This window comes from Dactylosporangium sp. NPDC005572 (assembly GCF_040605515.1).
Lineage (GTDB): Bacteria > Actinomycetota > Actinomycetes > Mycobacteriales > Micromonosporaceae > Dactylosporangium.
In genome coordinates, this window is the sequence record NZ_JBEXCY010000300.1 from 1 (window position 1) to 11,731 (window position 11,731).

Annotated in this window: 12 protein-coding genes; 3 read left to right on the plus strand and 9 right to left on the minus strand. The window is 72.2% G+C overall.

Annotation, left to right across the window (positions count from 1 at the left end; all coding sequences use genetic code 11):
* Positions 1-73: 73 nt before the first annotated feature.
* Together ABZS66_RS57255 and ABZS66_RS57260 are read right to left on the minus strand one after the other, a co-directional pair.
* Entirely contained in the window at positions 74-361 is a 288-nt protein-coding gene (locus ABZS66_RS57255) for a hypothetical protein (RefSeq protein WP_354772698.1), read from the minus strand.
* On the minus strand, positions 354-1,469 hold the full coding sequence (locus ABZS66_RS57260; protein WP_354772700.1) for a serine hydrolase domain-containing protein: 1,116 nt from the start codon (positions 1,467-1,469) through the stop codon (positions 354-356). Before ABZS66_RS57260 ends, ABZS66_RS57255 begins: the two co-directional genes overlap by 8 nt.
* Before the next feature lie 76 nt (positions 1,470-1,545).
* On the opposite strand from ABZS66_RS57260, the gene ABZS66_RS57265 reads away from it, so the two are divergent.
* On the plus strand, positions 1,546-2,688 hold the full coding sequence (locus ABZS66_RS57265) for a YbfB/YjiJ family MFS transporter (RefSeq protein WP_354772702.1): 1,143 nt from the start codon (positions 1,546-1,548) through the stop codon (positions 2,686-2,688).
* Here the strand turns inward: ABZS66_RS57265 and ABZS66_RS57270 are convergent.
* The 4 genes from ABZS66_RS57270 to ABZS66_RS57285 all read right to left on the minus strand — a co-directional run bounded on the left by ABZS66_RS57270 (position 2,594) and on the right by ABZS66_RS57285 (position 7,026).
* The gene (locus tag ABZS66_RS57270; RefSeq protein WP_354772720.1) at positions 2,594-3,412 is read right to left on the minus strand and encodes an SDR family oxidoreductase; all 819 of its coding nucleotides are present in this window, start codon (positions 3,410-3,412) and stop codon (positions 2,594-2,596) included. The genes ABZS66_RS57265 and ABZS66_RS57270 overlap by 95 nt on opposite strands.
* Before the next feature lie 132 nt (positions 3,413-3,544).
* On the minus strand, positions 3,545-4,300 hold the full coding sequence (locus ABZS66_RS57275; protein WP_354772704.1) for a dihydrofolate reductase family protein: 756 nt from the start codon (positions 4,298-4,300) through the stop codon (positions 3,545-3,547).
* Positions 4,301-4,339: 39 nt separating this feature from the next.
* Entirely contained in the window at positions 4,340-5,845 is a 1,506-nt protein-coding gene (locus tag ABZS66_RS57280; protein ID WP_354772706.1) for a long-chain fatty acid--CoA ligase, read from the minus strand.
* Positions 5,842-7,026, minus strand: a complete 1,185-nt coding sequence (locus tag ABZS66_RS57285; protein WP_354772708.1) for an acyl-CoA dehydrogenase family protein — start codon at positions 7,024-7,026, stop codon at positions 5,842-5,844. The genes ABZS66_RS57280 and ABZS66_RS57285 overlap by 4 nt, the downstream gene beginning before the upstream one ends.
* A gap of 99 nt (positions 7,027-7,125) precedes the next feature.
* Here ABZS66_RS57285 and ABZS66_RS57290 point away from each other — a divergent pair, with 99 nt between their 5' ends.
* Positions 7,126-7,908 carry an alpha/beta hydrolase gene (locus ABZS66_RS57290; RefSeq protein ID WP_354772710.1) on the plus strand — a complete coding sequence of 261 codons (783 nt, stop codon included), beginning with the start codon at positions 7,126-7,128 and terminating at the stop codon, positions 7,906-7,908.
* Positions 7,909-7,930: 22 nt separating this feature from the next.
* On the opposite strand, the gene ABZS66_RS57295 is transcribed toward ABZS66_RS57290, so the two are convergent.
* On the minus strand, positions 7,931-8,386 hold the full coding sequence (locus ABZS66_RS57295) for a hypothetical protein (RefSeq protein WP_354772712.1): 456 nt from the start codon (positions 8,384-8,386) through the stop codon (positions 7,931-7,933).
* A 436-nt stretch (positions 8,387-8,822) separates the two neighbouring features.
* Between ABZS66_RS57295 and ABZS66_RS57300 the strand changes: the two genes are divergently transcribed.
* Entirely contained in the window at positions 8,823-9,689 is an 867-nt protein-coding gene (locus tag ABZS66_RS57300) for a DUF3883 domain-containing protein (RefSeq protein WP_354772714.1), read from the plus strand.
* 379 nt (positions 9,690-10,068) lie between these two features.
* On the opposite strand, the gene ABZS66_RS57305 is transcribed toward ABZS66_RS57300, so the two are convergent.
* Positions 10,069-10,566 (minus strand): hypothetical protein, encoded by a 498-nt coding sequence (locus tag ABZS66_RS57305; protein ID WP_354772716.1) that lies wholly within the window; start codon positions 10,564-10,566, stop codon positions 10,069-10,071.
* A gap of 725 nt (positions 10,567-11,291) precedes the next feature.
* Positions 11,292-11,731 (minus strand): acyl-CoA dehydrogenase family protein (locus ABZS66_RS57310; protein WP_354772718.1); only part of this gene is annotated, 440 nt, incomplete at its 5' end.

Consider the following 11,731-nt stretch of genomic DNA (forward strand, 5'->3'; position numbering starts at 1 on the left):
AACACACCCCTTGACCAGCCACACCCACACCTAACTGAACGGCATTGGGGCTAGCCGAGGCCTGACTCAGGGCCTAACCGCGGCGGGCGTGCCAGCGGCGGAACGTGTCGGTCTTGGCCGCGGCCCGGGCCTCGACCTCCTCGGTCAGGCCGTTGGCCTCGGCGAAGAAGCGGACCGCGGCCAGCACGTCGCCGCACTCGTCGGCGAGGCGGCGGCGCAGGTCGCTGCCGTCGTAGTGGCGGGGCGCGCCGCCCGTCGCGATGAGCTTGCCCACCACCTGGGTGAGCTCGCCGGCCTCCTCGGCCATCTTGGCCAGGCCCGGCCACAGGTCGGATCCGATCGCGTACGGACGCTCATCCACGGCCCTCAGCGTAGGTGACCGCGGCGTGCAGCGCTTCGAGGAGGGCCCGCGGGCGCGGGTCCGGTGACGCGGCGCGGGCCTCGTTCATCGCGTACGAGAACGCGACGCCCAGCGACGGCCACGCGCCGTGGCGGGAGCCGCCCGCGCCCGCGTGGCCGAACGCGTCCGGCGGCGGGCCGAGGATCTCCAGCGGCGTGTTCAGCTCGAAGCCGGCACCGAACGCCATCGGGGTGCCCCAGACCGGGGATGTTCCGCGGCGCAGCAGGCGGCGGCCGCGGTCAACCGTGGACGGTGCGAGGACGCGCACCCCGTCCAGCTCGCCGCCGGCCGCGAGGCAGGCGTAGAAGCGGGCCATCGAGCGGGCCGTGGCGAACGCGCCGACGGCGGCCAGGCCCGCGCGGCGGAACCGGGGGCTGTTCCAGACCGCCGGCGAGCCGGTCACGACCAGGGGGTTGTGGGTGAGCACGCGCAGCGGGTCGGTGCCGGTCGGCTCCGGGTCCAGCAGCAGGCCGGGGCCGGCGAGCATGGTGGAGGCGCGGTGGTGGTGCTCGTCGGGCAGGCCGAGGTACACGTCGAGGCCGAGCGGGCCGGCGAACTCGTCGGCGAAGAGCGCGCCGGCGGTGCGGCCGTCAACCCTCCGGATCAGCTCGTCGACCAGCCAGCCCCAGGTCAGCGCGTGATACACGAACCCCGCCCGGGGGTCGTCGAGCGGCGCCTGCGCGGCGAGCAGCGCCGCCACCGCGCGGTGGTCGAGCAGGTCGGGCACCGGCTCGCGGACGCCGGGCAGCCGCGCCTGGTGGGACAGGATCCCGGCGACGGTGATGGCACCCTTGCCCGCGGCGGCGAACTCGGGCCAGTAGCGGGCCGCGGGCGCGTCGAGGTCGAGCTGCCCGCGCTCGGCGAGCAGCAGCACGCAGGCGGTGGTCAGGCCCTTGGCGCCGGAGAAGATCAGCTGGAGCGTGTCGGCCCGCCACGGGGCGCCGGTCGCGGGGTCGGTGACGCCGCCCCACAGGTCGACGACCAGGCGGCCGTGGTGGTAGGCGGCGAACGCGGCGCCGACCTCGCCGTGCTCCGTGAAGTTGCGTTCGAAGGCCTCGGTCACCAGCATGGGTCAGATGGTACCGATCGGTTCTATCTCGGTCTAGGGTGATCGGAACGATCGGTACCATCTCTCGGAGGACGACATGTGGTGGCGCTCGCTCGGGCTCGCCGCCGGCACCGCCTGCGCGCTGGGCTTCGCCCGGTTCGCGTACGGCCTGTTCGTGCCGGCCATGGCCGCCGACCTGCACTGGACGCTCGCCCGGGCCGGCACGCTCACCACCGCGAACAGCGCCGGCTACCTGCTCGGCGCCCTGCTCGCCACCGCGCTGACCGGCCGGGTCCCGGCCACCACCGGGTTCCGCGCGGGCATGGTGCTCACCGTCGCCTCGCTCGCCGCGACCGCCGCCGGGCCGCCCTACCCGGCGCTGCTCGCCGCCCGCGCGGTCGGCGGCCTCGGCGGCGCCTGGGCGTTCATCGCCGGGGCCGCGCTCGCCCGCCGGCTCGGCGGGACGCTGCCGATGACGGTGTACTTCGGGGGCGCCGGCGCCGGCACCGCCGTGGCCGGGGGCGTGCTGCCGGCGCTGCTGGACGGGCACCCGTCGCGCTGGACGCTCGGGTGGTGGCTGCTGACGCTCGCCGCCGTCGCGGCCCTGGCCGTGAGCTGGCCGTCGGCCGCGGTGCCCGACGGCCCGGACGATCCGCGGCCCGGCTCCGGCCGCCCGCCGCTGGCGATCGCGTACCTGCTCTTCGGCGCCGGCTACATCGGCTACGTCACGTTCCTCTCGGCGTACCTCGACGCGCACCGCGCCGGTGTCGCCGTGACCAGCGCCGCCTGGGTGACGATCGGCCTGAGCGCCGTCGCCGCACCCCTGTGCTGGCACCGCCCGATCGCGACCTGGCCCGGCACGCGGGCGCTGCGCTGCCTGCTCGCCCTGGTCGCGGTGGCGGCGGCGCTGCCGCTGCTGAGCCCGGCGGCGGTGGTCGCGTCGGCGCTGCTGTTCGGCGGGACGTTCATGATGGTGCCGGCCGCCGTCACCGCGCTCGCCGGCGGGGCCCGCCGCCTGGCCGCCCTGACCGTGGTCTTCGCGGCCGGTCAGGCGGTCGGCCCGTGGCTCGCCGGCGCCCTCGCCGACCGGGCCGGCCCGGCCGCGATCCCGGCCTGCGCCGCGGTGCTGTGCGCGGCCGCGGCCGCTACGACCCGGTCATCCGCTCGCTCAGCTCCCACAGCCGCGCCGCCGCCTCGGGGTCCCGCGCCAGGGCGCTCGGCCGGGCGGGCCGGCAGTTGACGAAGTAGCCGCCGGTCACGCCGGCCAGGTCGGGGGAGCTGGCGAGGTACACCGGCGTCCTGGCCCCGGCCGCCGCCCCCGGCTGGAACCGCAGCACCAGCTGGACCGCCGCGCCGATCGTCCCGCCCACGTTCCGCCCGAGCCCGGTGCGGACGAACCCCGGGTGCAGGCAGTTCGCCGTCACCCCGCGCCCGGCCAGCCGCCGGGCCAGCTCGGCCGTGAACAGGACATTGAGCAGCTTCGACAGCGGGTAGGCCCGGTCGGGCCCGCCGTGGCCCAGCTCGTCCCACGGGATCGAGCGGACCTGCTTGTGCGCCGCCGACGCGACGTTCACGATCCGCGCCGGTGCCGCCCGCTCCAGCGACTCGGTCAGCAGCCGGGTGAGCAGGAACGGCCCGAGGTGGTTGGTCGCGAACGTCAGCTCGAACCCGTCGGCGCTCAGCGCGGGCCGGTGCACGATCACCCCGGCGTTGTTCACCAGGACGTCGATCCGCCGGTACCGCGAACGCACAGCCTCCGCCAGCCGCCGCACGTCGGCGAGGCTGGACAGGTCGGCGGTCAGCACCTCGACCCGCCCGCCGGTCGCCCGCCGCCGCACGTGCTCGCCGGCCGCCGCGTCGCGCCCGACGACCACGACGGTCGCGCCGAGCGCGGCCAGCCGCACCGCCGTCTCCGCCCCGATCCCGCTCGTCCCCCCGGTGACCACGCAGGTCTTGCCCGCCATCGTCGTCACGAGACGAGGTTGCACCGGCCGGGGCGGCGCCGGCAAGCGCCGGCCGTGGAACCACCCGGGGAGATCGCCGCCGGCAGCCGTCGTTCGCCGCGCCCGCGGCCGTTCCCGCCGTGGGTGCGGACGTCATCCGCGAGCGTCGACGACCTCGTAGTGGGCCCACACGCTGCCCTGCGCGCCGACGGTCACGTTCACGGTGCGCAGCCGGACGGGCGCCCCGCCCACGGGCAGCGGCGGCCCGTCCGCGACGGAGGGCGTGCCGAGCCCGCCGACCAGCATCGGCACCGTGACGACGTGCACCTCGTCGACGAGCCCGGCCCGCAGCAGCGCCCCGTTGAGCCCACCGCCGGCGTGCGACACGACGCAGTCGGCGCCGAGCACCTCCCGCAGCCGCACCAGCGCGGTCCGCAGGTCGACCCGGGCCTCCCCGGCGACGAGATAGGGGATCCCGTCCCGCCGGAGCCGCCGCAGGTACGGCAGCGGGGTCGCCGTGCAGACCAGCACGAGCAGGCTCGTGTCGGCGTCGCCGAAGTAGCTCCAGTCGACCCGCCCCCGCCCGTCGACCACGACGAACCACCTGGGCGTCCGCTTCGGCAGGTGATCGGCCAGCAGCACCTCGGCGGCCGTGCCGTCCCCGTCGAACGCGACCGGCGGCGCGTCGTCGCCGACGAACGTCCCGCTGCCTTCGAGCACGACGGTCGGCCGGTACCGCTTCTCGACCGCCGCCGAGGAGGCCCCGACCAGCTCCTCGACGTCGGCGGGCCACCCGCTGCGCCACCGCCGGTCGACGTCGGCGTCGAGCAGCCGTTCCCCCCGGCTGAGCGCGACCCGCCCGTCGACGCCGGCGACAACGGACACGACGACCCGCGGCAGCTCACTCACGCGGGAAACCCTAGCCGCCGGTCGCGGTTGCCGCCCGGGTCAGTCGCCGGCCGCGGCGATCGTGCGGCGCAGTTCGCGTTTGAGGACCTTGTGGCTCGGGCCCAGCGGGAGCTCCTCGACGAAGCGGACGCGGCGCGGGTACTTGTGCTTGCCGAGGTGCTCGCGGGACCACTCGACCAGCCCCGGCTCGGTCAGGCCGGCCGACGGGTCGGGGACCACCACCGCGCAGATCTCCTCGCCGTGGGTCTCGTCGGGGACGCCGATCACGGCCACCTGGACCACGCCCGGGTGGCGGGCCAGGACCTCCTCGACCTCGCGCGGGTACACGTTGAAACCGCCGCGGATCACGATGTCCTTCTTGCGGTCCACCACGGTCAGGAAGCCGGCGGTGTCCTTGGTGCCCAGGTCGCCGGAGCGGAACCAGCCGTCGACGACGGCGAGGGCGGTGTCCTCGGGGCGGCCGAGGTAGCCGGCGAAGACGTTGTGGCCGCGGATCACGATCTCGCCGAGCTCGCCCGGGCCGAGCAGCTCGATCCGGTCGTCGAGCTCGGCGCGGGCGATCTCCACCTCGACGCCCCAGATCGGGTGGCCGATGGTGCCGGCGCGGGTGCCGAAGTGGGGCTGGTTGGTGGTGGCCGTCGGCGACGTCTCGGACAGGCCGTACCCCTCGAAGATCGAGGTCCGGTAGGCGGCGTTGAACCGCTCCAGCACGGCGACCGGCAGGGACGCGCCGCCGGAGATCGCCAGCCGCAGCCGCGGCAGCTCGGTGCGGCCCTCGGCGGCGGCGACCAGGGCGACGTACATCGTCGGCACCCCGTGGAAGACGTCCACCCGCTCGCGCAGCATGACGTCCAGGGCGGCCTCGCCGGTGAAGCGGGCGAGCATCACGAGCGTGGCGCCGAGGCGGAACGTGCCGTTCATGCCGACGGTCTGGCCGAACGTGTGGAACAGCGGCAGGCAGCCGAGGACCACGTCGGTGCAGCGGGCGTCGTTGGCGTCGAACACGTTGACGGTCGCGTTCATCACCAGGTTGAGGTGGGTGAGCACGGCGCCCTTCGGCTGTCCCGTGGTGCCGCTGGTGTAGAGCACGACCGCCGGGTCCTCAGGCGCGCGGGACACGTAGGAGCGCAGCGGCTCGGCGCCGAGCAGCGCGGCCGGCTCGACGCAGGGCACGCCCGCGGACCGCGCCGCCGGCCCGCCCGCCGCGGCCTGGCTGGGGTGGCAGACCAGGGCGGTCGCGCCGCTGTCGCGCAGCACGAACGCCACCTCGTCGGCGGTCAGCAGCAGGTGGACGGGGACCACGACGGCACCCAGCGCGACGATCCCGTAGTACACCCGGGGAAAGTCAACGACGTTGGGGCATTGCAGCGCCACCCGGTCGCCCGCGCGCACCCCCTGCTCGCGCAGCGCGGCGGCGACGGTGAGCGACTGCCGCCACAGCTCGGCGTAGGTGACCCGCTGCGGGCCGTCGACGACCGCGACCTTGTCCGGGTGGCGGCGGGCGGACTCGGCGAGGATCGCCGCCAGGGAAAGGGTGGCGCTCATGCCAGGTGCCCGCCGATCTGCGTGTAGCCGCGCAGCAGGTCGCGGGCGATGATGAGGCGCTGCATCTCGTCGGTGCCCTCGAAGATGCGCAGCAGGCGGACCTGGCGGTACCAGCGCTCGATGGGGAGCTCCCGGGTGTACCCCATGCCGCCGTGGATCTGCATCACCCGGTCCACGACGTGGTTGACCATGGCGGCGCCGTAGAGCTTCGCCATCGACGACGCGTGCCGCGCGTCAGCGCTCTGACCGGAGCCCTGGTCGACGGTCCAGGCCGCCCGCAGCACCAGCCAGCGGGCCGCCTCCAGCTCGACCTCGGAGTCGGCGAGCATCCACTGGATGGCCTGGTTGTCGCCGATCGGGCGGCCGAAGGTGTGCCGGGTGGTGGCGTGCTCGAGCGCCATCTTCAGGGCGCGTTCGGCGATGCCGAGGGCGTGGGAGGGGATGATGTACCTCCCCTTGCCGATCCAGCGCATCGCGAGCTCGAAGCCCTGGCCGACCTCGCCGAGGATGTTGCGCGACGGGACCCGCACCTCGTCGAAGACGAGCGACGCGGGGCCGCCCTCGCCCATGGTCTGGATGAACTCGGAGCGCCAGCCCATCGCGCGGTCGACGAGGAACGCGGTCGCACCGCCCTTGCGGACGTCCCGGTCCTTGTCGGTGACGGCGATGACGATCGTGAAGTCGGCGTCGTTGCCGTTGGTGATGAACGTCTTCTCGCCGGTGAGCAGCCAGTCGTCGCCGTCGCGGCGCGCGGCGAACGAGATGTTGGCCGCGTCGGAGCCCGCCCCCGGCTCGGTGATCGCGAAGCAGGAGACGCGCTCGCCCTCGATGGTGGGGACGAGGTACTCCTGGCGCTGCTCGTCATTGGCGAAGTACAGGATGTTGTCCGCCTCGCCGCCGAAGCGGAACGGCACGAACGAGCGCCCGACCTCGGTCCAGATCAGCGACTGCAGGACGGCGGGGAGGTCCATCCCGCCGTACTCGCCGGGGGTGGACAGCCCCCAGAAGCCGAACTTCCTGGCCTTGAGCTGCAACTCGCGCAGCTCGCCGCGGTCCAGGCCGGGCCGGTGCTCGCGCTCGCGGCGCAGCACCTCCTGCTCCAGCGGCTGGACCTCCTTCTGGATGAAGGCGCGGGCGGTGTCCCGGATCGCCTTCTCCTCCTCGCTGAGCGAGAAATCCATCGTCGCCTCTCCTGCTGTGGGAACTCCTCACAAACTAACGCTGGAAGTTTTAGCGCGCCAGCTTCAATTTGCACTCGGACTGCACTAATCTTCGCCCGCATGGAGAGGTTCGAGTCGTTCGACGGCGTCGACATCGCGTACCAGGTCTGGGCCCCGGCTTCGGGTTCGCCGGTCGACCTGCCGCCGGTCGTGCTGCACCACGGGTTCATCGTCGACGCGACGGCGAACTTCGTCGCTCCCGGCGTGGCCGGCGCCCTGGTCGCGGCCGGCCGGCACGTGATCGCCCCGGACGCCCGCGGCCACGGCGCGTCGGGCAAGCCGCACGACACTGCCCGCTACGGCGAGGCGACGATGGCCCGCGACCTTGGCGCGCTGCTCGACCATCTGGGCGTTTCGCAGGCCGACCTGGTGGGATACTCGATGGGCGCGGTCGTGTCGGCCATCTTCGCGGCCACGTCGCCGGCCCGCGTGCGCCGCCTGGTCCTGTCGGGCGTGGGCGCGGCCGTGGCCGAACTGGGCGGCCTGGACACCCGGGCGATGCCACCGGCGGAGGTGACGGCGGTCCTGCTCACGTCGTCGTCATCGGCGGTCGAGGCGTCCCCGGCGAAGGCGTTCCGCCAGCTCGCCGACGCGGTGGGCGCGGACCGCGTGGCGCTCGCGGCCCAGGTCGGCGCGGCCCACAACACGCCGATCGGCCTGGACAAGATCACCGCGCCGACCCTGGTCCTGGCCGGCGAGGACGACCCGCTGGCCGCGCGGCCGGAGATCCTGGCGGCCGCGATCCCGGGGGCACGCTGGAAGGTCGTGGCCGGCGACCACCTCACGGCGCTGCGCTCGCCGGCCTACGTCCCGGCGCTGCTGGACTTCCTCGCAGCGCCCTGACCGCGCTCACGCGGCCTGCAGCTCAGCAGTCGTTGCTCATCTGCTTGTAGCCGACGTACAACCGGCCGTAGTAGCTGATGTCGACGGTGGTGCCGGTGTCGCCCACGGAGTTGCTGCCCCAGATCGGGAGACCGGAGATCGTGGTGTATATGACGAGGTTTCCGTCGTTCTGATACACAGCCTTCGTGGCGTTCCACCCGTACCCGTTGGTGTTCGAGGCCCAACAGACCTTGGTCGCGGAGTGGTCGGAGTAGCCCTTGTACAGAACGAGGTTTGCGTCGCTCTGCATGATGAGCCAGTAGGTCCATCCGCCGGAACCGGTTCGCTCAATGTAGTCGCTGGGCCAGAGCACGCCGCCGCGGTAGAGGGCGGAGCCCAGATTCCCGGCTGACGCCGGAGCCGCAGCTCCGAAGACGACCGCCACCGCAGCGACGAACGCGATGACGAGACCACAGACCCTGCTCCGTGTCCTGCGCACAGACCCTCCTGCCGTCGAGTGTGTCGTCATGATTGCCCGATGAGTTGCCGAAGATGATCGATGTGCGTCAGTGTCCCTGCGCGGCGTCAACGATCCAGCAGTCGGGCGCCGGGCGGACCCTGGAAGCTTCCAGGGTGTGCGGCCCGCACTCGGCGTGCGGACGGTCGTCCAGGGTCACCGGTCGGCCTACGACCGGCGACCGCATCGGCAGTCCGGCCGCGCCGGGTCTGGCACCGGGTGCGTCCGGGCGGGAACGCCGACGAAGAAGACGTCTGACCAGCTCACGAAAATGATCAGACGGCGTGCAGGATCGATGTAGCCCGGTTCGGATACCGTACGGCTCACGCCGGAATCCCGAAGAACGCAACCGCCGCAGCGGAAGGGGCCTTCGCCTGCCATGCCCGGATCGCCGACCACCGCGCCCAGACCCGTCCGTTTGAAGACCCAGGTGGTGGAGGACGAGTACCTAGAGCCAGGGTTCCTGTGCCTTGAGTGGAATGTGTGGCAACGCCGACAGGCGCCGTACCACGACCTCGCCCCCGGCGACCGAGTCGTGATGGTCAAAGGCGACATCGACACCGGCATTTTGACGTGGGAAGTCGAGGTCGTTGACGTCGTACGCGCCCAGTGTGTCGACATCGATGACGCGTGGAACCTGATCCGGCCGCTCGCCGCCGCGACCGGCACCGACGAGGACGTGTTCCGCGATGACGACTTCACCCAGCGGCTGCAAGACGGCAGCCACCACGTGCTCGGCTGGACCTACGCACCGGTCCGCTACATTGGCCAGCCCCGTATCCGTGGCGTCCATGACCTGCCGCGCACTGGATGGGCGCAGACTCCATACTTGACCATCGGCGGGCCCATGCAGCGCAGCACCACCGGGCAGGGTCGTGTTCAAGACGCTCACCTACGCCGCGAGATCGAACTCGCCGCGATGGCCCGCGCCCGACAGGAGCTACTCAACGACGGCTGGCAGGAAGGCGACATCCGGGACACGTCGGCGAGCCGCCCATACGACTTCGAAGTGGGACCGGAACGTAGCCCGGCCTTACGCGTCGAGGTGAAAGGCACCCTCAACGGCCCTGGTGACGTGATCGTCACCCCGAATGAGGTGGACTCAGCGCTCAACGGCGCGGTCACCACCGACCTCATGATCATTCACAATCTCGCAGCAACCCTTGACGGGGACGGTATGTGGCAGGTCACCGACGGTGTCCTGTGGCGCGAGACTGGCTGGGCACCTCGACCGGACCAACTGGTTCCCATCCAGTTCCAGTACCGACCGGACTACGACGCCTGACAGCCGGCCACGGCCGCCGAATCGATGGGGTATCCGGCGATCGGCAGGGCCTATCGAACGACGTCGCGCGTACACCGCCCAAGTGCGAACCTGGATGACGCCGGCCGACAGATCGTTGGTTCGCACACCTGCAACTTCTGCCCAACACGAACACCCAGGTAGAGCACCCGTGGAGCGGACGATGCACCATACGAACCGCACGATCTTGATTCGGGGTGAGCCGACATCGGCCCGAGACGGCCCTGACGCGATCCCGTCGAACGGCGCAAGGGCAGCGCCGAGCGAAGCGAAGCGTTGCCGCGCGAAGCGCGGCAACGGGGGGGGCAGGCGGCCGAGGCTGATCATCCGCTCGTCGCGAACGCGAAGTGCCTCCCGTGGGTCAGCCGAGACCGTGGTGGTGTGGGTGGCGGATCGGCCAGATGTCGTCCAGAGACCGTGCGCTGGTGTCGATTCCCTGGATGCCGACGATCCGCCACCGCCCATCCTGGTTCCTCGCGGCCTGGAAGTGGATGGCCAGCCGCTCGATCTCTGTCTCGCCCGCCCGACGCGAGAAGATCACCGCGATCGCCGCGCCCGCAAGATTGAAGACCGTCACCCGCGCATCCAGGACCACCGTGTTGGTATAGGCGGCTTCCCGTAGGCGCTCCTGCGTGCTCGCGAACCGACGGGTGACGTCGCGTGGCTCGGTGAGCCACTGGTTCATCGGCGGCAGACTCACATGCAGCGGACAATCCCAGAAGCCCAGGATGAACTCTGGACCGTCCTGGCGGGTACGGTTCACCACCGATTCCCACTGCATGAGGTAGTCGTCGAAGAACCAGCGAGTCACGTCTCTGCGTGTGTCTTCGACGTCGGAATGGTTTGCTGGCAGCGTCACCGGCAGCCTCCCTCGTCCTGACAGGCCCGGCCAGCTCCGGCTGACAGATTCGGGCAGTGCTGGCGGTCATGGGCCAAAGACCTTCTTCGGCTTCCCCATCGGCCGCCCCCCAAACTCGCGCTTCGATCCGGCCGAGGCAAGAAAATGCGGCATAGCCAGCCACGGTCGATCGGCACCTCGCAGTATTCGAGCCCGGCACTGGACGCCCACACAACCGACGAAAGGGTGTAAACACTCAAACAGGAAATCACGGCCCCGAAAGGGCGCTGGGACGGATCACTGACCTGATCGAGGATGAGCCGATCACGCTGCAGCAGGGCATGTTGGAGGGGCCATCTGCAGCATGCGCAGCGATGGCGACCGCAGCGCCACCGACAATGGGGGTGTGGGTGGCGAAGCCCCCACTGGGGAGCAGGCGAAGCCTGCGCGAGGAATCCCACCGGCGCCCGGCGAGCGGCCCCGAAGGGACCGCGAGCAGGGTCGACCCGCGTCGGTGGGGCGCCAGGGACTCGAACCATGGGCCTGCGGAGTTCCGGACCACGCCCTGACGGCGCCGCCGCAGCGCCCGCCGCCGGCCACCCACCACCGCGGCGCACATTGTGCCTGGTCGGTTGTCCCCGCGCAGATGTTGGAGTTGTGGCGGTTGGCAAACACGGACGTTCACGGAGTCTCCTGGCACCACAACTCCAAGATCGGGGCGCGATGGGCGCGCGACGGGGCGCGGGTCAGGCGTAGCGGCGCAGCTCCCGCTTCGCCAGGGAGCGGCGGTGCACCTCGTCGGGGCCGTCCGCGATGCGGATCGTGCGGGCCCGCGACCACAGGGCGGCGAGGGGCGTGTCCTGGCTGACACCGGCGGCGCCGTGCGCCTGGATGGCCCTGTCCAGGATCCACTCCACAGTGGACGGTACCGCGATCTTGATCGCCTGGATCTCGGTGTGTGCGCCGCGGTTGCCGACCGTGTCCATCAGCCACGCCGTCTTGAGCACGAGCAGGCGGGCCTGCTCGATGCGGACCCGGGACTCGGCGATCCAGTCCTGCACCACGCCCTGCGTCGCCAGCGGCGACCCGAACGCCACGCGGGCGGTGACCCGGCGGCAGGTGAGCTCCAGGGCCCGCTCGGCCATGCCGATGAGGCGCATGCAGTGGTGGATGCGGCCGGGGCCGA